The following is a 23,508-nucleotide window of genomic DNA, read 5'->3' as shown; positions in this document are numbered from 1 at the left end:
TTTCAAACACATTTAACGCAGAAATCGGGGCGCTAGTCGCTTCCCGAAGGGCGAGTTTTCTAGGCTCGCCACCTTTGTTACTGCTTTTTGATTTAGCCCACTAGATCTTCAAAGCAGTGCCTCGATGGCAAACCTAGAAACTCTCGCTGAACACGCATCTTGAGGTGGCTTGAGTATACAGTAAAACCGCAATGGGTGGATTACGTCGGCAGAAAGACCTCTGTACGATTCCGCCCGTTCTTTTTCGCGCGATATAATGCTTCATCAGCTTGATTGATCACCCATTCTGGCAGTTTATTACCGCAACTGATCGATAGCCCTATACTGATAGTTATCGCAAGTTGATGTTGGCTATGGCGGGTTGTCTCTACCCGTGCACGAATAGACTCGGCAAGATTGAATGCATCATTTAGGCTGATATTCGGAATGAAGACTAAAAACTCTTCCCCACCCCATCGGCTACACACTGCACCTTCACGATCCATTGAGCTGATTATTTCAGCCATAGAACGAATAACCTCGTCACCCACACTGTGTCCATAGTTATCATTGACCGCTTTAAACTTATCAATATCCAGCAATAAAAAAGCGCCTGTTTCCTCGCTATCTATCAAGCTATCATAAATAGGAGAAACGATATTTTTAAAACCTCGTCGATTATACAGTCGAGTAAGCGGGTCGAGTCGCATCAGTTTCTTATGCTTGATAGACACCCGATACATGTAATAAGCAAAGCCGCCCAACAAATAACCAATAATTAAAAACAACCACGTGGTTAACGACGCTTTGATTGAACTTGTCATTAATTCTGACTTCGATAACTCATGTACAAAAAACAGCTGTCCCTCTTCAATAGGTGTCGCATAAACCCAACGATCAGCATATTCTTGCCACTGTTGCTTACTGTCCAGAGTGGTAGTTTGAAACACTTGGCCAACATGAATCTCTTCCGCTTTTGCAGCTAAAAGCCCTTCTTCATCAACTAACACCGATTCTCCCACTGCGTCACCAATGGTCAGTACTGAACGCATGTACGCAATCCCCACGTCGACACAGATCACCCCTAAGAACGTATCGTCTGAATACACCGGACTAGCAATTGTCACCATTAAGCCTTCTCCACCCGCGTCTTCGTAAAGTGGGGTGATTATCTGTTTCCTTGCGGGATTAACTTCAGGGATGACTTGGGTCCAAAACGGTTTCTCATAAAGGCTTGGCGTAATCTGAAAATCACGCACTCGCAATTTTGGCAGTAAGTAAAGAAAACGATGCTGAGAAAGATAGTACGTCCAAATAGCGAGTTCAGCGTCGCCCACGTAAGCCGCCAACTGTTCATCAAGCGTAATCACAGCGGTCATTTCATGTTGGATATGAGGAGCAGAAATATCAACATCAGCCAATGCGGTTAGTGTACCCAGTAGCTGAGACGCATACTGGGGGGAGTCGAACGCAGATAACCCGTAGACATTCTGTTGAGGAAAAAAGGTTATCCCTTCCACAACCTCACTGTATAGATACCCTTTTTTCGCTAATTGATAGTGGCTCTGCATAGAGTCATGCATTGAGAGGTTGTTGACTGCCATCATATGCAAATACTGATTAAAACTATCCACACGAAATGACAGCGTTTCTTTGGTAGAGCGTTTAATTTCCTGATATGAAGAGAGATAGCTCAGAAAGCCGATGATAAGAAAAACAGCGCCCCCAATAAACACAATAGCTCTTCCGAATTTCATCTACATACCTATACTCAAGGGGCCTCAAGATGCTTGAATCTGTACTCAAACCACCTCAAGGTGCTTGTTCATCGAGAGTTTCTAGGCTTGTCATCAAGGCACTGCATGAAGGCTTGGGCTAAATCGAAAAGCAGTCACAACGATAGCGAGCCGGAAGCGACGAGTGCCCCGATTTCTGCATTAAAGGTACTTGCAAGGGGAAACCATTCCTTCATGCCTAGCCTTGAACTCGACACGCTAAGCCGCTTTTGAATCCTACTTATTGAGGTGGTTTGAGTATATTGATAAGTATGTATAAAAACGCCAGTTTCGCCAGTATCTTGAAGGTTTATCTGAACTATCTGATGGCAACAAGAAGGTATGAGCAAAGGAGGGAAACCACCTCGATAAGAAAACTTGAGGTGGTTTGAGTATAACGGTCTATTTTTGGAGTTTCTCTTTCGCCGCTTCTACCTTGGCAAAATCTAAACCTAATTCTTCAACCGCCTCTTTAATCAGCCCAGGATTTTGCATCACTTGCGTCATAAGGAGTTGCAGCTTATCTTGTGGCAAACCAAGCTGACCAACGGTCGCCATCGCTGCCAGCGGGTTTTCTGTCAACGCTTGAAACACAGCGTTAATTTGCTCATCACTGATATTGTTTTCTTTTAATATCGCTAAAATTGGGTTCATCACTTTACCTTTACGTGACCAAATGAATCATGGAAAGAGTCTATCACTTGCAAACGCAACGGCAAGTCGCTTCGCATTCGTATCAACGGCAGCAAGACGAGTGACATTGTTCTGCTAGCCGTTTTCCATTCACGTTTATTTACACAGTTATTGCGAAATTCAATGTGTTGTTTTTGTTTTCCCCCACAGAGCTGAATAGAATAACGCCTCGCCACTCTCTTCCCCTCCATGCTTTCACTAAGGTTGCTCGTTCATGCCTAAGCCGTTTCATAAACGCCCCATTCTACTCGCTTGTTTGATCATCAGTATTGGTCAGCTCAGCATGGGGCTTATCTTCCCTGCGCTGCCCGGCATTGCCCATGATTTCAATGTCAGCTTGGATGAGGCTCAACTCTTGGTCGCCATCTATCTATTAGGTTTTGGGCCATCTCAATTTATCTATGGCCCGATATCTGATGCACTAGGACGTAAGAAAGTATTGCTTACCGGTTTGCTGCTCGCACTGGCTGGTCTCTGCCTCGTGATAGCGTCGAAAGAGAGTCTGTATGGCATGGTCGCTGGACGCTTCATCCAAGGTTTAGGCACCGGCTGTTGCGCCGTACTCGCGCGTGCGTCTACCCGCGATAGTTATTCAGGAGAGCAGTTGCCTACTGCGCTCTCCTATCTCGCCATGGTTGCCTCCATCACCCCCATGTTTGCTCCGGTAATAGGTGGTTTGATCAATCACCATCTCGGTTGGCCTATGGTCTTTGTTACCCTACTGAGCTATGTCGCCTTAGCTTGGTGTGCAATTTCAATGCTGTTTAAAGAGACGATGACCAAGCGCAGTCGCGTACCTAATCCAAAGAAAATCGTCAGCCAATATGGCCAACTGCTGCGCTCACGCTACTTTGTCAGCTTCGCGAGTATCAGTTGGCTAAACTTCAGTTTGGTGGTCACCCTTATCTCAGTCATGCCGTTTATCATGCAAAACCAGATTGGCATGACCTCGGATGAATATGCCTTGTGGGCGATTATTCCTGCGCTTGGCATGTTCCTCGGCACCGCTTTAACCAGCCGTTTACGCCCGATGATTGGTATAAAGAAAATGCTGTTGTGTACCCCGATGCTGCACGCGTTAGCTGCCATCTGGTTATGTTTAGCGCCATTAGAGCCCTTAGCCATGATGTTTGGCCAACTGATCATGGTGATAGGTAATGGCATTGCCTTACCCTGCTCGCAAGCCATGGTGATGCAGCCTTTTCAGCATCAAGCGGGTGCTGCTGCCGCATTGGCTGGCGGCGGGCAGATGATCATCTCTTCATTCGTCAGTATGGCTTTAGTGCAACTTGGCATTAGCCAGTCTTGGCATCTCGGTTTGGTCATCGGTGTTTTTGCTTGCATCACGCTAACCAACATCTTACGCGGATTTAATGCCCCTAAGCCTGAGTTTTCCTAATCAGCATGTCAGCTCGTCAAGCACCGACCGCGAGCTGACAGCACCTTTTCGCAGTTAATTAGACATTGAGTGACCACACTCGCACCTCTACTCACTGCGCGGTGAAGGTATCAACCAAAATATTGAAGTAAGGCGAAGAAGCGAATCTTACATCTTTGAGAGCAGACGGATTTCCATACAGTAGCTGCTTTTGACGTCAACGGATGTTCGCTATGCTTTCACTGATTCTCTCTCCTGGACAATTCATCCAAAACAAAGTCGCCGCACGCGCAGATTATCGCCCTGTACGTATGTGGGTAAGCTTGGTGACTGTCGTTTCAACATTTGTCACGCTATTTGTCTTCGGCGAGTACTCTCGCTATTTAGGCGAGCTACTTATTGGCTTACTCGTGACCTATTTCATCACGATTGGCTTCATTAAGTTGTATACCAAAGTGACCTTCCAAATCGCCAACTCACGGTTCAACATTGTGTATCCTCACTTCGCCTTATGCGTTAGCTACGGAGTGCTCGCCAGTATCGTGATCAGTGTCATTTTGACCCCGGTGAGTTTGTCGTTAAACAACATGGTATCCATGGCGCTGTGGCAACTCGTGATGATGCTATTACCAGTGAGCTATATCGCGATCATGATTGCCGAAACCAGTGTGGCCACGTTCTGGCAAGCGTTTTGGCGTTTGGTTGTCGGTATGCTGCTTACCTGTGTGATCATCACTGTTGTACTATTCGTGCCTATTACTTATGTCGTTGAGACGTATTTCTAAGCACCCCATACTCAAACCATGATGATTCAAACCAAGATAACTCAAACCAAGATGACTCAAGCCACAATACTTACGTGGCTTAGTTTTAAAATAGTTAAAATTTTTTAACCCCTTTTTCAGTTTCATCCGTTTATACCCCTACAACACCAATGAACGGGACAGAAACATGAATAAAACATGCCGCTACACCAGCATCGCCATTGCACTCACTTTGCTATTTGGTTGCAGCGCCGACAATGAACAAGCCCGCCTTGTTCAGCAGCAAGAAGCGATGGAAGCGCAAAGAAAAGCGCAGGAACTGACCAAGCAACGTCAGGCAGACGAGGCATATCAACAGCGCCACCAAACAGAACAAGTGTTGAAAACCCAACGAGAAAGCACGCTTGCTGAGATGGGCACCGTATTGCAACTCAGCAGTCCCTCTCTATCTCGAGTACAAACCATGGCTATCATGCCAATCCCCTCACAACCGCTGTTCGAAAACCATGACAACTATCTTGATACCCCCTCTAATGGCGTGCATCAAACCATAACAACACCACTGTCTACCTTTTCAATCGATGTTGATACGGGCAGTTACGCCAATGTCCGCAGCTTGCTTAACTCAGGGCAAAGGCCTCCTGCGGATGCGGTGCGTGAAGAGGCATTCATTAACTACTTTCCCTATGATTACCATGAGCCAGAGAACCGTCAGCAGCCATTCGCAGTGCATACTGAAATCGCCCCATCACCTTGGAACGTTGAGCGTCAACTTCTGCGCATCGCCTTAAAAGGCTACGAGATCCCCGCAGATCAGCGTCAAGCATCTAACCTCGTCTTCTTAATTGATGTATCTGGCTCAATGCATGACAGAAGTAAACTGCCACTGTTGGTCAATAGCCTCACCATGCTCACCAAACAACTGAACGAGAACGACAGTGTCAGCATTGTGACTTATGCCGGCAATGCGGGCGTTGTGTTACCCGCGACCAGAGGCGACGAAACAGCGACGATTCTCAATGCGTTGCAATCCCTTCAAACAGGAGGCGGGACAAACGGAGAAGGCGGCATTCTTGCAGCCTATCAACAAGCGCAACAACACTTCATTGACGGTGGCGTCAATCGTGTCATTTTAGCAACCGATGGGGATTTCAATGTCGGTATGGCCGACATTGATGACCTGATCACGCTGATTGAAGAAAAGCGACAACATGGCATCTCTTTGACCACATTAGGGTTTGGCCGAGGAAACTATAACGACGGTTTAATGGAACAGTTAGCCAACAAAGGGAATGGCAATCATGCGTATATTGACTCACTCCATGAAGCGCAAAAAGTCTTGGTGAGACAGATGAGTGGTACATTGCAGAGCATTGCTAACGATGTCAAAATCCAAGTGGAATTCAATCCCGTAACAGTCAAAGAGTATCGCCTGATCGGTTACCAAAATCGTCAACTACGCGATGAAGACTTTAACAACGATCACGTCGATGCGGGTGAAATTGGTGTAGGTCATACCGTCACTGCACTTTACGAGCTCACGCTCGCTGGCGACAGAGGGCAGATTGATGCGCTTCGCTATCAACATGGCCACGCCTCAGAAACGTCCGTGCCCACACCGCATGCCAACGAAGTGGCGCAGATTAAAGTGCGCTATAAATTACCCGATGAAAAGCACAGCCAATTAATCAGCAAGCAAGTTGAACTTAGCGACTTACATACGCGGTTTGAACAGGCGAGCACGGATTTTCAATTCGCCACCGCCGCGGCCGCCTTCGCACAAAAGCTGAAGACCGAACGCTATGTGAATGCGCTGACCTTCCAAGAAATTGCCGACATCGCTCGCAAAAATCGTGGTGAAGACCCCTTCAACTATCGCGGTGAGTTTGTACAATTAGTGGAACTAGCACAGAACCTCTAACCAATGCGCCTGTTAAACCAAGCCGAATGCACATCAAGACCGATGACAGAAACCAGTGATGAAGTCCTGATGACCCAATACTGTGAAGGCGACCATGCTGCCTTCACAACTTTGTATCATCGGCATAAAGGGCCGCTTTATCGCTATTTCTGCCGCCAACTGGGCTTATCTCAACAGAGTAGAGCCGAAGAGCTATTCCATGAAACATGGGCGCGTTTAATCGAAAAGCGACACACTTATACGCCGACAGCCAAGCTCACTACCTTGCTTTATCGGATTGCGCATAACCTAGTCATCGATGAATCACGTAAAACTGCCCACGCCGATCACTACCTCGAATCGGCAGAACCCGAGCATCAAGGCATGGATACAGACATTGCGGCGCGCAAGTCAGAGGCAATTCGATCCTGTATGGCCCTGCTACCTGACAAGCAACGTGAAGCGTTCCTGCTCCGCCATGAAGCAGGTCTCAATAGCGACGATATCTGCTCAATCGTATCCATCAAAGCAGAGGCATTGAAAACTCGCCTTCGCTACGCGATGTCCCAACTACGAGAGTGCCTGACGCGTAAACTAGGAGATCGGCAATGAAGACACCATTTACCGATGAAGAGGTGCTCACTCAATACCGCAAGGATGCAACAGAATCTCCCTCGGCTGACCTTGATAACCGCGTCCTTCAAACCGCAAAAGCGGCATTAGAGAACGCATCCAATGTCACCTCTTTACCCAAAAAGCGCCGTTGGCCGCATCGCGCTATCGGCATCGCTGCTGGCATCATACTCGTCACCTTACTCGCGCCATGGCGTTGGCTAGACGATAACCCCAGCATGGAGTTGCAAGGACTACCACCAGAAAATCAGCGTGGGTTAAGCGAGGAAACTGAGCTACAACAAGCGCCTTTGTTTCTAAAAAAGCGCAGCTTATCCGACTCAGAAACACCTGAAGCAGCGCTGTCTGCCCCCGCCTTATCGGTAGGTACTCAGATGCAAAGTGGCGATGTCCTTCAAATGGGAGAAGTCCAAGAACAACACGGCACAACACCTTTTTCTTACGGTACTGAGGAGGGTCGAGTCCCAACACTGTTAGCTGTAGAGGCTGGCGAGTATTTTATCGCGCAGGAGAAACTCAGACGCTTGCTCATCAAGTTAGACAATCACCCAGAAAGTGATGCGCTCGAGGAAATCAACGCGCTTTTAAGCACGTACCCAGAACTCGAAGACGCCATCCCCGAAGAGGTACGAGCGCAGTTAACATCGCAATAGCGTGCGCGTCATAAGGCTCATGTTGAGCTCTGCTCTGCAATTAGGACAAGACACTGCCCATTGTGCCTGCCAGTGTCTTGCCCTTGTCAATCAATAGGTGGAAAGAGAGTCACAACGCAACAACGCATCACTCCAAACCTATCCAAACGTATGCACTCAAGCCCACCCGCTAAAACCCACCCAAACCCGCACAACATATAAAAAATGATAACGTTTACATATAGACGCTACCTTTATGACAAAATAGCAAACATTCTCTTTCATATAGTCAATATCACCAGTAACATCAACAAGTTCCAGTTTCATAATCGAAACAAATAAGCGTACTTGATATTTTTTATTGGAGGGGTTGTGTTTAAGGATTCAATCATCAAACGAACCATGGTTATCGTCGCGCTGATACTGTTATGTAATGCCGCGGTGATCAGTTTCTATTCGGTCAATATGGTGACAAAATCGACGCGTGTCGGCATCAACAACGCGCTCGCCTCAGAAGTCACAGAAAAAGCGACCTTTACTGAAGGCTTCTTCAGTAAATACAACGCTTACGTCGAGTCACTCATTGCCAGTCCAGAACTGCGAGCGCTCGTCACCGCGAAACGAAATGGTACTGCCACGGACGCAGACGACCAAGCCATGATGGCACTTATCGCTGACCTTAACCGCCGCGATGACAATATCGAGACCTTGTTCTTCGCGCTGCCAGATCGCGATGAATACTTCAACAAAGAAGGGAGCTATCAATCACCCGACTACGTCATTGCCAACCGGGGTTGGTATCAGGAAACAGAGCGACTTAGAAAACCCTTTGCCATCACCTTGATGGACATTTTGACTGGCGCTTTTGGCACCTCCATCTACTCTCCGGTGATCATTGATAATCGCATCGATCATGTGGTTGGTATCGACATCAACAGTGAAGAAGTGCAGCAGCTCGTGCTCAACAACATGAAGTATCAAGGGCAAGGGATCGCCTTCATCTACGATGACAATGGCAATGTCATGTTATTTAGTGGCAAAACGGGTAAAGAAGTCGAAAATCTCACCCTGGCACAACTTGATCGACAACATAATGGCTTTAACACATTGCCACGACAAGCGGGCCGCAGTGTCGCGTTCCATGACGTCAACTGGCAGGGTGAACCACAAACTGTTGCTATTCATCCTATTCACTCCGAACAACCACACCTACGTTGGCATCTCGCCTTAATGGTACCGACATCAGTGCTAGAAGATGCCGTTACATCAGCAGCCATGGGTGAACTCACCATTATCCTCGGCGCGGCCATCGTGCTGATTCTCTTGATTGCTTTCTTGCTCTCCAAAATGTTGGCGCCGATCATCACAACCCGTGATGCCATTTCACGCGCAGCAAGCAGCGAGGGTGACTTAACGGGTAGACTCGACGAGAGCCGAGCCGATGAGCTAGGACAACTGGCTGTCTCCTACAACGCATTTGTTGCAAAGATAGGGCAATCGATCAACGAAACCCGTTCTGTCAACAACGCGCTGAATCACTCTTACCAAGGATCGCAATCTGCCATTCATGCGGCACAAAGTGCATTAACTGAACAGCGCACGGGCATTGAGCAGGTCAGTGTTGCGGTAGAGCAGATCAGCAATGCCGTTGAAGGGATTTCTGACAATGCGGAACAGACAAAACGCATGGCAACGGAAACGGATAAGCTCGTCGGAGAGGGCGTCAGTCACCTTCAACAAACGTTAGCCGGTGTCAGTACGTTAAGTGAAGAAGTTCGCCAATCTGAGCTACTCATCAACCAGCTTCAATCTGATGCCGATAGCATTGGCGGTGTGTTACAAATCATTCGCGAAATCGCTGACCAAACCAACTTGCTGGCGCTAAATGCCGCGATTGAAGCCGCACGTGCCGGCGACGCTGGGCGAGGCTTTGCTGTGGTTGCCGATGAAGTTCGCCAACTTGCAACCAAGACCAGTGAATCAACCGACAGTATCGAAACCTTAATCGCTAACCTACAACAGAAAACGGGTGCTACCGCTGAAGCGATGGTGAACACTTTAAGTAACGCGCAAGCCATGGATCAAGATGCCAATAAGGTACAGGGATTACTCGGCGATATCGCGGCCTCCGTCTCTGAAGTGCAAGCCCAAGCAGAACTCATCGCCGTCTCCACCCATCAGCAAAATACCGCGATAGACGATGTGAACAAGAACACGCATCAAATTCATACTCTTGCCCAACAAACGGCAGAATCCATGGCGGCACTCGAAAACGCGAATGATGCCCTAAGCAGCCACATTCACGCGCTCACCACCGTCGCCAACTCGTTTAAAACACTCGACTAATCGCCCTGCTAGCAGCAACCCCAGCGTTGCTGCTTCTTCCACTGTCTCTGCACTGAGAGCGCGAGGCAAACGAGTCAACTCACCAGTTGTCACCTTGGCCTAAAAAATGCAACTATATGCATTCTTTTTATTTTCAAGAAGCATAGCCTTGCCATGATCAAACAAGAGTTTATCGCAACACAACACGGTGATCTTGAATGCCTCAGCTTGTGTCCGCCGGAAACGGTGGCCTCGGCGTCACCCGTCATTCTCGTTCATGGCATTTTTACCGGTGCATCGCTGTTTTCTCATCACTTTATGCCAGCCATCGCGCATGCGGGTTACCCTTGCTACGCACTTAGCTTACGCAGCCATGGCAATAGCCACAATAATGCCAGTGACAGCCCGTTGGAAAGCTATGTCGAAGACTTACGCTCGCTCTTCGACCTCGTGTTACAACGACATAAGCAGCCACCCATTATTGTCGGATACTCTATGGGAGGACTGGTCGCGCAACATTTTGCTTCAAAACTCAGTACCAAATACCCTGTCATGCCGCTCTCCGGCCTCTGTCTGCTCGCGTCAGTGCCGCCACACGGTTTTAATCATCTCAATAATCACTTGGTGTGCTCACAGCCTTTTGAGGCCAGTGTGCTCAGCCAGTTTATGCTCATGCCAGAACTCTTGGTTCAAAACGCCTATGTGCGTCGTTCTCTGCTCAATGCCCTGTTCCATGACGGAGCAACAAAGGCCCAAGCGGAGAAAATTTTGGCCGGCTTCTGTCCTGAAGACCTGAATTTATTCTCCTCGGCGCAGCCCGTCGCCTTAGACTTTGCACAGAAGCTCCCAGTCTTGGTCATAGGGGCGCAAAACGACAAGATTGTTCCGGTTAAAATTGTCAACGATACCGCCAACGCTTATGGTGTGAAGGCGGAAATCATTCCGCTATGTGGTCATGCGATACCACTGGAAAATCAGTGGCCCAACGCGATGGAACGTCTGATTACATGGGTTCATGAGCGTCATCCAAGCCACCAGCTGATAAAGGCATCTTAACGATAGGTTGTCCGCTAAGGTATCACGACAACACATGTTGTCATTTACAAACAACAAACCCGTCTGCTTAAGTCGCGAAGTCAAGAAAGCGTTGCAATAATTAGTCAGAGGAATCGGTCTTGTTGGTGTGCGAATGACGTCGCACGCGTCAAGCCCGATGCATCCTGAGGTCGTTAGAGAATAAATTAAGCAACAAAATAGGCTAGGTACACTATGCAAACGGAACAAAGAGCACATCTGACTACCATCGTCGTGCATTACATCATCGCAGCGACTGTTTTTGGTTTTTATGGCGCGCGCGTTTGTCCCATGCTCGACTCATTATCCGCATGGCAAACTTTTCAATATGTCGCTGTCACCTTTGGCATTATGTTACCGCTGCGATTAGTGACACTCATCAAAGACAAACAAGACTGTTTTAGTTTGCGTAATGACCTTTTCATCTTCACTACATCAGGCATTCTCTTGGCCCTCGTCTTTAATCACAGTTACCTCTTTCCGCTCGATTCAAATCTCAAAACGGTTTTTGGTATGGCGGCATTGGGACTCCTTGCGGGGCTAGATATCCGCTGGCGTCAGCAACATCGTAACTATGTGTCCAACGTCGAATCTTGCTCAAGCAGCGAATTGGCGCAGAAGCAGCACTCTATTGCGACGCGGCTTGGATGGGCTTTTTCAGGGCTCATTGTGCTGCTGACCGTCATCTTAGGCATGATCGTCGTGAAAGACTTAGAGTGGTTAGCTCGCAATCCTTCCGCCATCCATGACGGCAGTGGCGGCCTCAGTATCATCAAAGAATTTTTTTATGTCGCTGCGGTACTCTTAGCTTATACCTCAACGATTCTCTACCAATGGCTGGCTTTTTTACGTGAGCTTATGCGTTCACAACAAGAAGTGCTCTCTGCCACCTCCTCAGGCGATTTCTCTAAGCGGGTCCCAGTCTTCTATCGTGATGAAATTGGTCATATTGCGACATTGACCAACCACATGGTGGAACAGTTGATCGCTCAAAAACAAGAAGTCGAAGACACGCGCGATGTGGCGATTGTCGGACTCTCCGCACTGGCCGAGTCGCGAGACAATGAGACAGGGGCGCACATCGTGCGTACCCAAGAGTACGTCAAAGCCATGGCGCTCAAACTGCAGCAACACCCGGACTTCAAAACTCAACTTGATGACGAAACGATCGAACTGCTTTATAAGTCCGCTCCCTTGCACGATATCGGTAAAGTCGGCATTCCAGACGCCATTTTGCTTAAGCCGGGTAAATTGACCGACGATGAGTTCGAAATAATGAAACAACACCCCTACATCGGTGCGCAAGCGCTCGAAACTGCGCAAGCGCGCGGTGGCAATAATGGCTTCCTCCACTTTGCGAAAGAAATTGCCCTTACTCACCATGAAAAGTGGAATGGCTCAGGGTATCCGGCGGGGTTAAGTGGCGATAACATCCCACTCTCAGGGCGTTTAATGGCAATAGCGGATGTCTACGACGCCTTGATTTCGAAGCGTGTTTACAAGCCGGCGTTTTCACACGAAAAAGCGATGGGCATCATTGAGGAAGGACGTGGCAGCCACTTTGATCCACGTATTGTCGATGCCATGTTTGAAATTGAGGAGCAAATCAAAGCCATCGCCGCCCAGCACAAAGATCAAGAGACGCTAGCGGCGTAGCCATCGGATAAATAGGGGGATCGCCACAAGGTTTTAATCCCCCAAGTTGAGAGGGTTAAGTGAGGTCTATTCCGCTATAGCGAATGCCAGCAAGGTGGGCCATCTCTCGCTGCCATGTCGCCAAATCATTCTGATCAAAATCCTTAAGGGCTCGATGACCACACGCTCTCGCCAACACCTGCATTAACTCCACGGAGGCATTAAAAAAATTCGCCAGTTGCTGTGCAGACTTATCGACATTCAAACGCTGACGCAAGTCCGCTTTTTGCGTTGCGATCCCTGCTGGGCAGTTATTGGTGTTGCACATCCTTGCTGCGACACACCCTATCGATTGCATCGCTGAATTTGAGACGGCGACCCCATCAGCACCTAACGCCATCGCTTTCACAAAATCAGTGGGGACACGTAGCCCACCTGTGATGATCAAGGTGACATCACCAGAGACGCCTTTCTCGTCGAGATAGCGCCGCGCCCTCGCCAGTGCAGGAATCGTGGGCACACTGATATGATCCCGGAAGATAACAGGTGCTGCCCCTGTCCCACCGCCACGACCATCCAAAATGATGTAATCTGCGCTGGCATCGAGTGCAAACTGAATATCCTCTTCAATGTGATTTGCGCTGAGCTTAAAGCCTATCGGAATGCCGCCAGACACCTCGCGTACTCTATCGGCAAAACGCTTAAAATCATCACAACTGTGCAAATCTCGAAAGGTGGGAGGAGAGATGGCGGATTCCCCCGCTTCTATACCCCGCACCTGCGCAATCTTACCAATGTTTTTACTGCCGGGAAGGTGCCCCCCCGTTCCCGTTTTTGCCCCTTGCCCTCCTTTAAAATGAAACGCCTGCACGCGCGTTAATAGTGATTCCTCATAACCAAACTGCGCGCTGGCAAGCTCATAGAGATATCGGCTGTTCGCTGCTTGCTCCTCGGGTAGCATGCCGCCCTCACCGGAGCAGATACCGGTCCCGGCAAGCTCTGCACCTTTCGCCAGTGCTGTTTTTGCTTCTTCGGACAGGGCGCCAAAGCTCATGTCAGAAACAAACAACGGAATGTCCAACCGCAACGGCTTATCCGCTCTAGGACCAATGATCAAAGAGGTATCGACCGTTTCTTCTTCCAGCAGCGGCTTGGTTGCCATCTGCGCGACCATCAACTGAATATCATCCCAATGTGGCAACAGATGACGAGGAACCCCCATGGATGTCATTGGGCCATGATGACCTAAACTTGACAGTCCTTCGCGAGCCAGTTGGTGGATTAACTCAACGGTTGGCTCCTCTTGCGTCGCTTGCGCAATCGGGGCTGCATCACTCGACGGGGCAACACCAGGCCCCTCTTGACCAACTTGCTCGGTAGTAAACTGCTTATGTGTCCCATCGCAATAAGGCAAGTTACGACTGTGTTTACAGCGACACAAATAGGCATCACCACTTTCCGTTGCCTTAAAGGCTTGTGGTGAGAACCCTGTGCCTTTATGTGAACCGTCACAAAAAGGTTGCTTAGCCGAACGGCCGCACGCGCAGAAGTAATAGTCCTCACCTTGATTCAATTGCACTTTAATCGGTTTGTTGTCAGCGATTATTGGATTGCTCATCATTGCGTCTCTTTATTGTTGTTGACATTGATTGCTCCAGTTAAGCGTAGGTCAAACCGACCTCAGACCAATAAAGCCCATGTCTCTTTATTAGAACATGCACAACATGCATGACTTACTTGCAAATAAGTCACTATTCGCATAGCAATGAAATTACTACACTCCGTGACTTAAATCACACTGGAGTCACCCCATGTTTCAGCAAACGCTTAGCGCCCAATTGGCGCGGATGGCCGCCTTGCTGTTGATGAGCTTGGTTGCTGTACACCATTGCCAACCTCTCCTCCATGCGCTCGCTGAACAAGCGATGGCAAGCGGCTGTCACGCGATGGAAGCAACAGAGCATCACGGTTTACATCACAGCATGCATCACGACATGTCGTCACCCGTACATCATTCACCTATTGAGTAACAACAACATTATGAGTATTTTCCGATTTCCATTGATGGTATGGCTAGGGATAGGCACGCTAATCATCAGCTTAGGGATTCGACAGTCATTCGGCATTTTTATGATGCCCATTTCCGACTTTTTTATGACCGGGCGAGAGTTCTTTAGCCTCACCATTGCGATGCAAAACTTGCTATTCGGTCTGTTCCAACCTTTTGTGGGCATGGCCGCCGATCACTACGGCGCACGCCGGGTGATCAGTTTAGGCGCCATCGCTTATGCGTTGGGGCTTTACCTTACCTCGATCACCACCACCTCATCGGTTCTTTACCTCTCTTTGGGTGTCTTGGTTGGCCTAGGGCTTAGTGCAACCAGCTATGTCATCGTGCTTGGTGCGATATCAAAAGTCGTTCCGCCGCAACATACCGCAAAAGCCTTTGGCTTGACGACGGCAGCAGGCTCCTTTGGCATGTTTGCCGTGATCCCCGGCGCTCAGTCTTTGCTGACACATTTTGAATGGCAAACCGCCATGCAAGTCTTCGCTATGGGCTGTTTTGTCATGTTGGCCTTTTCGGTATTTATGAAAAACAGCCATGGTGGTAGCGATACGACACAACAGAGCCAACCCGAACAGACACTAAAGCAAGCCTTAGCTCAAGCATTTCGTCATAAGGGCTACTGGTTGATCCACGCGGGCTTCTTCGTCTGCGGTTTCCATGTCATGTTCATTGCGACCCATTTACCCAGTTATCTCGGTGACAAAGGTCTCCCTGCCAATACCGCAGCCATGGCTCTTGCCTATGTCGGCATCTTTAATATCTTTGGGTCGTACTTTTGGGGCTTGATGGGTGACAACTTCAGCAAACGTCACGTTATGTCCGTACTCTACCTGGTCAGAACCGCTGTCATTGCAGGATTTGTTACCTTGCCCATTACCGAAACGACGGCAGCGCTTTTTGGGGGAGCCATTGGCTTTTGTTGGTTAGGCACCGTTCCGCTCACCTCTGGGCTTGTCAGACAAATTTTCGGGGCTCGCTACATGTCGACACTGTATGGATTGGTGTTCTTTACTCACCAAGTCGGTAGTTTCTTGGGCGCTTGGATGGGAGGGCGTATTTACGATTACTATGGCAGTTACGATCCTATCTGGTGGTCGACCGTCGTTCTCGCTTTTGCCGCCGCACTCATTCATTTACCGATCAATGACGCGCCTATCAATGACGCACCGCACAAGGCGCCAGCAAAAGCCTAATCGCGGCAAGCCATCAAATGAAAAACCCTCAGCATCACACTGAGGGTTTTTCATTCTCGTTACCGCATACTCAGTCTGGCTTTTTGCTCAGCACCTCATCAATATCAGCAGCGCTGTGCCTTGACGGCAACTGCTCCCACTCTTCGCCCCAAGTACGATTCACGATACGGCCACGTTGCACTGCTGGACGCATCTCAATCATACGTGCCCATCGCAACACGTTGGCATACTGCTCAACATCTAAGAACTCAGCCGCATCATAAATTTTACCGAGCACCAAGTTGCCATACCAAGGCCAAGTCACAATGTCTGCGATTGAGTAGGTCTCTCCGCCGAGATAGGTGTTTTTACTTAACTGCTTATCGAGTAGGTCAAGCTGGCGCTTGGCTTCCATGGTAAAGCGATTAATGGGGTACTCGAACTTTTCTGGTGCGTAGGCGTAAAAATGCCCAAAACCGCCACCTAAATAAGGTGCAGCGCCTTGTAACCAGAATAACCAGTTCATCACTCGGGCTCGCGCCGCTGCATCTTCAGGTAAGAAGTGCCCAAACTTCTCCGCCAGATACAGCACGATGGCACCAGATTCGAACACATTGATCGCCTCATTGCCGCTGCAATCAACCAGTGCCGGGATTTTCGAGTTGGGATTCACTGCCACAAAGCCGGTCGAAAACTGATCGCCATCACCGATATTGATCAGGTGTGCATCATATTCTGCTGCTTTCACCCCAGCGGCGAGTAACTCTTCGAGCATGATAGTGACCTTTTGACCATTTGGTGTCGCCAAAGAGTAAAGCTGAAGAGGGTGATCACCCGCCGGGAGTTTTTGATCGTGGCGCGCCCCTGCCTCAGGCCGATTAATGCTGCCCCAAGTGCCGCCATTTTCGCTTTCCATTTGCCAAACTTTCGGTGGAACGTATTCGTTCGTCATAGTGATTCCTTTTGAGACTGAGTGCGGTATCGCCGCGAAGAATCGATGCACGATGCATCGAGTGCCCTGCCTATCCCCGATGATGTGGGTTGCCATCTCGGAAGAAAATTATCGTTTACGCATAATTAGCATTGATGGTTCATTGGGTATTTTTCAAGTCAGGTACATCAAAAAATGGAGACCGCACTAGATGATTTTTGCTTTCACGCACGAAGAAAAAAGCCTCCTTGAAGCTTCAAACGCCGCCATTTCGGCTCGAAAGCCTTTAAAAGGAAGTGTCATCTCTTCACGCCTTGCGCGCGATCGGCGAGTCTGCCTCTGATTCCAGCAGCTTGAACTGGATATATTGATGATTCACACAGGTATTGATTGATGTTCCTCACCAAACCCTTCAGAATGTCGCCTCTTTTGCTCACCCGGCGGGAATAACGAGCAATACCTGTCCACTACTAAATGAGAACTTACACTATGGGTTTTAACTCCCTCGGCCTCTCTGCTCCTATTCTTAAAGCGATCGAAGAGCAAGGCTATGAAACGCCCTCTCCAATTCAAGCACAATCGATTCCAGCCGTACTTGAAGGCAAAGATGTGATGGCGGCGGCACAAACAGGGACAGGTAAAACAGCCGGCTTTACGTTGCCTATTTTGGAGCAATTAAGCCAACGACAAGGGGTAAAAGGCAATCACGTTCGCGCACTGATCCTAACGCCGACGCGTGAGCTAGCGGCGCAAATCAACGACAACGTCGTCAATTACAGTCGCCACCTTCGTCTTCGCTCCCACGTAGTATTTGGTGGGGTGAAGATCAATCCTCAAATGCTGACCCTGCGCAAGGGCGTGGACGTGCTGGTAGCCACACCGGGGCGCCTCCTTGATCTCCACAGCCAAAACGCGGTGAAGTTCTCGCAACTCGAAGTCTTAGTCCTTGATGAAGCCGATCGCATGCTTGATATGGGCTTTATTCGCGACATCAAGAAGATCCTTGCGCTATTGCCAGCCAAACGCCAAAACCTGCTTTTTTCAGCCACTTTCTCAGACGAGATCCGTGAACTGGCTAAAGGCTTGGTGAACAACCCCGTTGAGATCTCTGTCGCCCCTGCTAACTCAACAGCGCGCACGGTAGAGCAAAGTATCTATCCTGCAGATAAGAAAAAGAAAGCACCGATGCTTGCCAAACTCATTGATGAAGGTAACTGGCAGCAAGTGTTGGTATTTAGTCGTACCAAACACGGCGCCAACCGTTTAGCGCGCTTTCTCAATGAAAACAAGATTACGGCTGCGCCTATTCACGGCAATAAAAGCCAAGGCGCACGCACCAAAGCACTTGCTGATTTTAAATCTGGCGCAGTACGCGTGTTGGTTGCGACCGATATCGCCGCTCGTGGTATCGATATTCCGCAGTTGCCTCAAGTGGTTAACTTCGACCTTCCCCATGTTTCAGAAGACTACGTTCACCGTATCGGCCGCACAGGCCGTGCTGGCGAGACAGGCATGGCCATTTCTCTGGTTTGCGCCGACGAGTTGAGTGAACTAAAAGGCATTGAGCGTCTGACTAAGCAAGTGTTAACCCGTAAGGTCTTAGCCGGGTTTGAGCCGACTAACGCCCTACCGGAGACAACACTCGATACGCGTCCAATCAAACCTAAGAAGCCAAAGAAAGCCAAAAAGCCGCGCACTGAGCACCAAGATGGGCAACGCTCAGGTGAAAATGCACGTGGTCACAAACCGCAGGGCAAGAATCGTCGCCATCAAGGAAAGCAAAGTCAGGGGACAGAGCAAGGCAATCGCGGCAGAGCGCAAACACAGTCAGCGGCGTCGAATGGTAAGCCGAGAAACGCTAATTCTGCAAATAAGCCTCAATCGGAAAACCAGAAACCACGCCGCAGAAACAACGATAGTCGCAATCAAAGTGACGCGGGTAATACCGCACCTCGTCGTCCACGCAGGCCGAACAATCAATCTGGCAATCGACGTCCAAACAACAAGCAAAACCCGACATCGTAAAGACAACAAAGCCGCGGTCAATACCGCGGCTTTCTTCTATCCAGAGACCCCACACCAACACATGACAGCGATGCACCGTAGGCTTTGCTCAATCGGGTGAGGTCATTCGATACTTGTTCGTTTAGAACGCTTTAGGTGCGTAGCCTGTCATCACTTCCAAACGTAACTCTTTGCCCAACTTCGTCATCGGGTGAACAATCACTAAGCCACGCACTGATTTCTTCAGCTTACCGAGATCGGCTTGCTCTGCTTTGGTAATTTCACGTGAGAAAGCCATATCCATCAAGCTTTTACGCTCTTTGTTTAGGTCAAAGCTCTGCTTATGGTTCATTTGCGCTAACCGTTTTTCGATCTTAGCAATCTCTTCCACAAACTGCGTCACAATCGGTTGATCACCACGAGCGCGCGCTGCTGCGAGCTTGCGCTTGCAGTTCTCTAGGCGATTACGCTGTTTCTGCATTTCATTTTTCATACTCATGGTGATTTAACTCTCAGCAATAAAAAGGGCGCGAATTGTAGCACAATCGCACCCCTATTACCTACGCTGTTTTTCGACTAGCCAACGAGTAACTGTTGGAACTGACGCAGCCATTCGGGATGAGCTGGCCAAGCGGGTGCTGTCACCAAATGGCCATCCGTCACGGCGCCATCAATGGCGATATCGGCATAATCACCGCCTGCCAAAGTCACTTCTGGTGCACATGCCGGATAGGCTGAAATATGCTTACCAGAAACAATGCCTGCCGCAGTCAGTAACTGAGCACCGTGGCAGATCGCCGCAATCGGTTTTTTACCCGCATCGAACGCTTTAATGAGCTCAAGCACTGTTGGATTTAAACGAAGGTACTCCGGCGCACGCCCACCCGGCAGTAATAAAGCATCAAACTGGGATTCTGAAACATCAGAAAAATCGCCGTTCAGGGCAAATAGGTGGCCCGGTTTTTCGGTGTAGGTTTGATCACCTTCGAAATCATGAATGGCGGTTTTCACTGTGTCACCTGCCGCCTTGTCAGGACAAACCACAGTCACGTCATGACCAAGTACTTGCAGCGCTTGAAATGGCACCATTAACTCGTAATCTTCAACAAAATCGCCTGCAACAATTAATATCTTACTCATTGCTTCCTCTCTTTATTTAATGTCGGCAGTATCCTTGCCGTAGATGGAAACTCGTCGAAAACCGAATTTCCTAACCAAAATATCAAGAGTTATCCTAATGGCTATTGACTACTATATCGTTCACAAATGAAAACTTATCGAGACAGATCGCCCCCTTACTCAACAAGTTGAAATAGCTTGACCATCAATGTGGTACAAGTCGCATATCAGCGATGTCGCGCCGACTTCGTCGCTCGTACCACCAAAGTTGCGTGTTTCGCGCTTTGCGCTGAGGTTAACAGCACTGCCCCTAACAGGCACGATAACGACGATCCTATTAATACCGGAATTTGATAAGGAATCTGGACACTGTCTAAACTCAACTCGCCAATGAAACAGCTCATCGTAAAGCCAATGCCACACATGCAGCAGGTACCAACAAACTGGCTACGTGATGCGTCGGGCCTTACCGCAAACCCCAATCCAACCAGCAACATCGTCGTTAAAATAATGCCTAGCGGTTTTCCTATCACCAAGCCAAACACAACCCCCAAAGAGAAATCATTCAGCAAATCAGCTTGGCTGACGCCACCAAGGTAGATCCCCGCATTAACAAAGGCAAAAAGCGGTAATATAAAAAGTTCGACATAGAGTTTTAGTGCTTTAAAAATCAGCCTGCCATCTAATGCTGTGGCGATATTTTCGGTTCTTGTCGCCAATGGAAAAGTAAACGCCAGCATGCAACCGGCTAAAGTGGGATGTACACCACCATAGATAAGCAAAGACCAGATACAGATACCACCAGCAGCATAAACAGTGCCAGAAAACCGTTGATAATGATAAACCAGTCTCGTTTTGCTGAACTCCCTCAGAATAAAAAGCAAGATTAAAGAAAATAGTATTGCCAAAGCGTGCACACTACTGGAATAAAACAGGGCAATGATGATTAGCACATAGATATCGTCAAAAATGGCGATCGACAGAAGAAATATTTTCATCGATTTAGGCACTGTTTTTATGAAAGCCAGCATACTGACAGCAATCGCAATATCCGTGGCAGCAGGAATCGCCCAGCCTTGCTCCGTCGGGGTATCGGCATTAAAAAAATAGTAAATGGCTGCGGGTACGACAACGCCGCCGAGAGCCGCCAAAGCGGGAAGGGCAACGGCTTTACGCTGTTTAAACTCCCCTTCAATGAACTCCAACCTCAGTTCCAGTCCGACGATTAAAAAGAACAGAGAAAGGGCAATATCGTTGACGACAAATTTGATATCAAATGGCGCTAGTGCGTCAAAAAAGGGAACAGAAAGCGGCGTGTGAATGAATGATTCATATAAGAAATAGAAATAGCTATACTCATATATGGTCTTCCCTCTATTGGCAAGATACCAATGTCGATAAAAGGGACAGGTTGCTTTCATATATCCGGCCTATGCGTGAAGCTCGTGTGGCTTCTGGCCTTGATGACACTTCGCGCATATAGCCCTTATCAAATTAACGGTTTTGGTAAACCTTTGAGTATATCAGGGTCCCTATATGCTGGTCTTACCTGTTTTTCATCTAAACTGCTATCTACGCAATATCTGGTGTGTGACGCTTTAGTTAAATCTTTCTGTTAAACCGCCGCTGGCGCTTTATAGCTTTCTCCTCGACAGATAATGACCCACGCGATACGGATTATCTTATTCGCCAGCGCCACCACAGCCTTGTTAAAACCTCGCCTTTCAACCAGCCGCAATATCCATTGACTAAGCCTGTCTGTTTTGCCATCGGCTCGACTCACAACCGCTCTTGCACCATGAACCACGAATGACCTTAACTGCTGATTCCCTCGCTTTGTAATGCCAAGCAATACCTCTCGACCTCCCGTGCTAAATTGCTTGGGCACTAAACCTAAGGCTGCTGACGCATCACGCCCTCGTTTAAATTGCTCACCACTTCCCATCCAGGCTCTTAAGGAAAAACTCACCACGGGACCAATACCTGGCACTTTTATCAAACGCTGACAAACGTCTTTTTGCTTCACTTTTTCGGCCAACCTTTCGTCGTACCACTGTAGCTCTTCGTCAAGCCTTTCGAGTTGTGTGTATTGCCTGAATAAAAGCGCTCGAAATTCGTCGGTTAAGCCGTTCTCAACATCTTCTAGAATAAAAGGCAGCGATTTACGCAATACCTGACTTCCTCTCGCCAGCACTACCCCATACTCCGCCAGCAACCCTCTCACATGATTGATTAAGCGCTTTCTGTCACTACTCACGTGTTGACGCATGAGCAAAAAAGTTTGGTCGTCTTGCTGCGCTAGGGATTTGACCGCAACGGGGCGAATCGCACCGTGCTGACACGCTTCTGCGATGGCCTTTGCATCGTTATAGTCATTCTTTTGGCCTCGTAAATAGCCTTTCACATGCTGAGCGGGAAGTAATACAACAGAGTGCCCTAGCTGGCCTATTTTTCGTCCCCAGTAATGCGCTGTACCGCATGCTTCCATCGCAATGACACAAGTCTCTAGCTTCGAGAGATAGCCAATGAGCTGTTGTCGATTTAATTTCTTTCTCTCAACTTGCTTACCCTGTTTGTCCAACATGATGAAGTAAAAAGTATTCTTTGCTAAATCGATACCAATGGTTTTACACTTATTCATGGTCTTCCCTCGTTTTTAGATAGGCGATTTATCAACGCTATCTTGGCACATTGCGATGCCGATTAGTGCGAGGGAAGACCATTACATCAAACCACCTCAAGATGCAGGATTCAGAAGCGGCCTAGCGCGTCGAGTTCAAGGCAAAGGTGTGAAGGAATGGCTTTCCCTTTTAAACACCTTTAACGCAGAAATCGGGGCGCTAGTCGCTTCCCGAAGGGCGAGTTTTCTAGGCTCGCCACCGTCGTTACTGTTTTTTGATTTAGTCCACTAGATCTTCAAAACAGTGCCTTGTTGACAAGCCTAGAAACTCTCGCTGAACAAGCATCTTGAGGTGGTTTGAGTATATTATTATTTGAAAGAAGAATCGCGAATAACATTGAAAATATAAGAAGGATACCCGCTGTCGCTTCATGATGAAAAATATGTCGAGAGGTATGGATAGAATCTATTCATCACAGTAACCATATTGAAAGAATAAAAGAGGAGCTACATTATTTAATACGCCTAAAATCGAGAAATAGAAAGTTAGAAAAATTATCGATAGAAATGAAAAAATAGTCATCGCCCCATAATACGCGGTATGCAGGAATAACTATCAATTTCGAGAACTATGTTTTCTAAAAGTATCAAGTGCCCTCAAGAAACAACCTGACATTTGAAGAGCTTAAAACCGAAAAAAGCAGTGCCTCGCTGGCAAACCTAGAAATTCTGGCTGAATAAGCATCTGGAGGTGACTTGAGTATATGCGTGACGATTCACAAAATTTAGTCAATACGTGTATGAAC

19 protein-coding genes are annotated in these 23,508 nt (G+C 48.3%); 11 read left to right on the top strand and 8 right to left on the bottom strand.

Features of this window, described 5'->3' with window-relative positions; genetic code table 11:
- Window positions 1–200: 200 nt before the first annotated feature.
- The gene (locus tag TSUB_RS16590; RefSeq protein ID WP_087024252.1) at window positions 201–1,736 is read right to left on the bottom strand and encodes a sensor domain-containing diguanylate cyclase; all 1,536 of its coding nucleotides are present in this window, start codon (window positions 1,734–1,736) and stop codon (window positions 201–203) included.
- A 420-nt stretch (window positions 1,737–2,156) separates the two neighbouring features.
- Window positions 2,157–2,408 carry a DUF2999 family protein gene (locus TSUB_RS16585; RefSeq protein ID WP_087024254.1) on the bottom strand — a complete coding sequence of 84 codons (252 nt, stop codon included), beginning with the start codon at window positions 2,406–2,408 and terminating at the stop codon, window positions 2,157–2,159.
- Between the two features lie 253 nt (window positions 2,409–2,661).
- Here TSUB_RS16585 and TSUB_RS16580 point away from each other — a divergent pair, with 253 nt between their 5' ends.
- From TSUB_RS16580 to TSUB_RS16545, 8 genes are all read left to right on the top strand, one after another.
- Window positions 2,662–3,846 carry a multidrug effflux MFS transporter gene (locus tag TSUB_RS16580; protein ID WP_087024256.1) on the top strand — a complete coding sequence of 395 codons (1,185 nt, stop codon included), beginning with the start codon at window positions 2,662–2,664 and terminating at the stop codon, window positions 3,844–3,846.
- 212 nt (window positions 3,847–4,058) lie between these two features.
- Window positions 4,059–4,610 (top strand): hypothetical protein, encoded by a 552-nt coding sequence (locus tag TSUB_RS16575; RefSeq protein WP_087024258.1) that lies wholly within the window; start codon window positions 4,059–4,061, stop codon window positions 4,608–4,610.
- A gap of 166 nt (window positions 4,611–4,776) precedes the next feature.
- Window positions 4,777–6,510 carry a vWA domain-containing protein gene (locus TSUB_RS16570; RefSeq protein WP_087024260.1) on the top strand — a complete coding sequence of 578 codons (1,734 nt, stop codon included), beginning with the start codon at window positions 4,777–4,779 and terminating at the stop codon, window positions 6,508–6,510.
- A 3-nt stretch (window positions 6,511–6,513) separates the two neighbouring features.
- Complete coding sequence (locus TSUB_RS16565; protein WP_246616502.1) at window positions 6,514–7,101, top strand: sigma-70 family RNA polymerase sigma factor; 588 nt, start codon at window positions 6,514–6,516, stop codon at window positions 7,099–7,101.
- Complete coding sequence (locus TSUB_RS16560; protein ID WP_087024264.1) at window positions 7,098–7,775, top strand: hypothetical protein; 678 nt, start codon at window positions 7,098–7,100, stop codon at window positions 7,773–7,775. The genes TSUB_RS16565 and TSUB_RS16560 overlap by 4 nt, the downstream gene beginning before the upstream one ends.
- A gap of 351 nt (window positions 7,776–8,126) precedes the next feature.
- Window positions 8,127–10,100 (top strand): methyl-accepting chemotaxis protein, encoded by a 1,974-nt coding sequence (locus TSUB_RS16555; RefSeq protein WP_159064826.1) that lies wholly within the window; start codon window positions 8,127–8,129, stop codon window positions 10,098–10,100.
- A 153-nt stretch (window positions 10,101–10,253) separates the two neighbouring features.
- The gene (locus TSUB_RS16550) at window positions 10,254–11,135 is read left to right on the top strand and encodes an alpha/beta hydrolase (protein ID WP_087018026.1); all 882 of its coding nucleotides are present in this window, start codon (window positions 10,254–10,256) and stop codon (window positions 11,133–11,135) included.
- 213 nt (window positions 11,136–11,348) lie between these two features.
- A complete protein-coding gene (locus TSUB_RS16545; RefSeq protein ID WP_087018028.1) occupies window positions 11,349–12,809 on the top strand; it encodes an HD domain-containing phosphohydrolase in 1,461 nt (486 codons plus the stop codon).
- 55 nt (window positions 12,810–12,864) lie between these two features.
- On the opposite strand, the gene TSUB_RS16540 is transcribed toward TSUB_RS16545, so the two are convergent.
- The gene (locus tag TSUB_RS16540) at window positions 12,865–14,406 is read right to left on the bottom strand and encodes a glutamate synthase-related protein (RefSeq protein WP_087018044.1); all 1,542 of its coding nucleotides are present in this window, start codon (window positions 14,404–14,406) and stop codon (window positions 12,865–12,867) included.
- A gap of 193 nt (window positions 14,407–14,599) precedes the next feature.
- Between TSUB_RS16540 and TSUB_RS16535 the strand changes: the two genes are divergently transcribed.
- Both TSUB_RS16535 and TSUB_RS16530 read left to right on the top strand, forming a co-directional pair.
- A complete protein-coding gene (locus TSUB_RS16535) occupies window positions 14,600–14,818 on the top strand; it encodes a hypothetical protein (protein ID WP_087018030.1) in 219 nt (72 codons plus the stop codon).
- Window positions 14,819–14,828: 10 nt separating this feature from the next.
- Complete coding sequence (locus TSUB_RS16530) at window positions 14,829–16,049, top strand: MFS transporter (RefSeq protein WP_087018032.1); 1,221 nt, start codon at window positions 14,829–14,831, stop codon at window positions 16,047–16,049.
- 70 nt (window positions 16,050–16,119) lie between these two features.
- Here the strand turns inward: TSUB_RS16530 and yghU are convergent, their stop codons facing one another.
- Window positions 16,120–16,980: a glutathione-dependent disulfide-bond oxidoreductase gene (yghU, locus tag TSUB_RS16525; RefSeq protein WP_087018034.1), complete on the bottom strand. Its 861-nt coding sequence runs from the start codon at window positions 16,978–16,980 to the stop codon at window positions 16,120–16,122.
- Window positions 16,981–17,448: 468 nt separating this feature from the next.
- Here yghU and TSUB_RS16520 point away from each other — a divergent pair, with 468 nt between their 5' ends.
- Complete coding sequence (locus TSUB_RS16520) at window positions 17,449–18,984, top strand: DEAD/DEAH box helicase (protein ID WP_087018036.1); 1,536 nt, start codon at window positions 17,449–17,451, stop codon at window positions 18,982–18,984.
- A 121-nt stretch (window positions 18,985–19,105) separates the two neighbouring features.
- On the opposite strand, the gene TSUB_RS16515 is transcribed toward TSUB_RS16520, so the two are convergent.
- The 4 genes from TSUB_RS16515 to TSUB_RS16500 all read right to left on the bottom strand — a co-directional run bounded on the left by TSUB_RS16515 (window position 19,106) and on the right by TSUB_RS16500 (window position 22,723).
- The gene (locus tag TSUB_RS16515) at window positions 19,106–19,462 is read right to left on the bottom strand and encodes a YibL family ribosome-associated protein (protein WP_087018038.1); all 357 of its coding nucleotides are present in this window, start codon (window positions 19,460–19,462) and stop codon (window positions 19,106–19,108) included.
- A gap of 77 nt (window positions 19,463–19,539) precedes the next feature.
- Window positions 19,540–20,103 (bottom strand): DJ-1/PfpI family protein, encoded by a 564-nt coding sequence (locus TSUB_RS16510; RefSeq protein ID WP_087018040.1) that lies wholly within the window; start codon window positions 20,101–20,103, stop codon window positions 19,540–19,542.
- 206 nt (window positions 20,104–20,309) lie between these two features.
- The gene (gene nhaA / locus TSUB_RS16505; protein ID WP_221274622.1) at window positions 20,310–21,503 is read right to left on the bottom strand and encodes a Na+/H+ antiporter NhaA; all 1,194 of its coding nucleotides are present in this window, start codon (window positions 21,501–21,503) and stop codon (window positions 20,310–20,312) included.
- 194 nt (window positions 21,504–21,697) lie between these two features.
- Window positions 21,698–22,723, bottom strand: coding sequence for an IS110 family RNA-guided transposase (locus TSUB_RS16500; protein WP_221274520.1), 1,026 nt, complete (start codon window positions 22,721–22,723; stop codon window positions 21,698–21,700).
- Between the last annotated feature and the right edge of the window lie 785 nt (window positions 22,724–23,508).

Source organism: Thaumasiovibrio subtropicus (assembly GCF_019703835.1).
Taxonomy (GTDB): domain Bacteria; phylum Pseudomonadota; class Gammaproteobacteria; order Enterobacterales; family Vibrionaceae; genus Thaumasiovibrio; species Thaumasiovibrio subtropicus.
The sequence above is the reverse complement of the archived record's forward strand: the minus strand, read 5'-3'. Positions and strand labels throughout refer to the sequence as shown.

What these genes read in the sequence shown, in the direction of transcription:
- TSUB_RS16575 (WP_087024258.1), top strand. Translation starts at nt 4,059, where the DNA reads ATGCTTTCACTGATTCTCTCTCCTGGACAATTCATCCAAAACAAAGTC.
- TSUB_RS16565 (WP_246616502.1), top strand. Translation starts at nt 6,514, where the DNA reads ATGCGCCTGTTAAACCAAGCCGAATGCACATCAAGACCGATGACAGAA.
- TSUB_RS16500 (WP_221274520.1), bottom strand. Translation starts at nt 22,723, where the DNA reads ATGAATAAGTGTAAAACCATTGGTATCGATTTAGCAAAGAATACTTTT.
- TSUB_RS16560 (WP_087024264.1), top strand. Translation starts at nt 7,098, where the DNA reads ATGAAGACACCATTTACCGATGAAGAGGTGCTCACTCAATACCGCAAG.
- TSUB_RS16515 (WP_087018038.1), bottom strand. Translation starts at nt 19,462, where the DNA reads ATGAGTATGAAAAATGAAATGCAGAAACAGCGTAATCGCCTAGAGAAC.
- nhaA (WP_221274622.1), bottom strand. Translation starts at nt 21,503, where the DNA reads ATGAAAGCAACCTGTCCCTTTTATCGACATTGGTATCTTGCCAATAGA.
- TSUB_RS16570 (WP_087024260.1), top strand. Translation starts at nt 4,777, where the DNA reads ATGAATAAAACATGCCGCTACACCAGCATCGCCATTGCACTCACTTTG.
- TSUB_RS16590 (WP_087024252.1), bottom strand. Translation starts at nt 1,736, where the DNA reads ATGAAATTCGGAAGAGCTATTGTGTTTATTGGGGGCGCTGTTTTTCTT.
- yghU (WP_087018034.1), bottom strand. Translation starts at nt 16,980, where the DNA reads ATGACGAACGAATACGTTCCACCGAAAGTTTGGCAAATGGAAAGCGAA.
- TSUB_RS16550 (WP_087018026.1), top strand. Translation starts at nt 10,254, where the DNA reads ATGATCAAACAAGAGTTTATCGCAACACAACACGGTGATCTTGAATGC.
- TSUB_RS16585 (WP_087024254.1), bottom strand. Translation starts at nt 2,408, where the DNA reads ATGAACCCAATTTTAGCGATATTAAAAGAAAACAATATCAGTGATGAG.
- TSUB_RS16530 (WP_087018032.1), top strand. Translation starts at nt 14,829, where the DNA reads ATGAGTATTTTCCGATTTCCATTGATGGTATGGCTAGGGATAGGCACG.
- TSUB_RS16535 (WP_087018030.1), top strand. Translation starts at nt 14,600, where the DNA reads ATGTTTCAGCAAACGCTTAGCGCCCAATTGGCGCGGATGGCCGCCTTG.
- TSUB_RS16545 (WP_087018028.1), top strand. Translation starts at nt 11,349, where the DNA reads ATGCAAACGGAACAAAGAGCACATCTGACTACCATCGTCGTGCATTAC.
- TSUB_RS16520 (WP_087018036.1), top strand. Translation starts at nt 17,449, where the DNA reads ATGGGTTTTAACTCCCTCGGCCTCTCTGCTCCTATTCTTAAAGCGATC.
- TSUB_RS16510 (WP_087018040.1), bottom strand. Translation starts at nt 20,103, where the DNA reads ATGAGTAAGATATTAATTGTTGCAGGCGATTTTGTTGAAGATTACGAG.
- TSUB_RS16540 (WP_087018044.1), bottom strand. Translation starts at nt 14,406, where the DNA reads ATGAGCAATCCAATAATCGCTGACAACAAACCGATTAAAGTGCAATTG.
- TSUB_RS16580 (WP_087024256.1), top strand. Translation starts at nt 2,662, where the DNA reads ATGCCTAAGCCGTTTCATAAACGCCCCATTCTACTCGCTTGTTTGATC.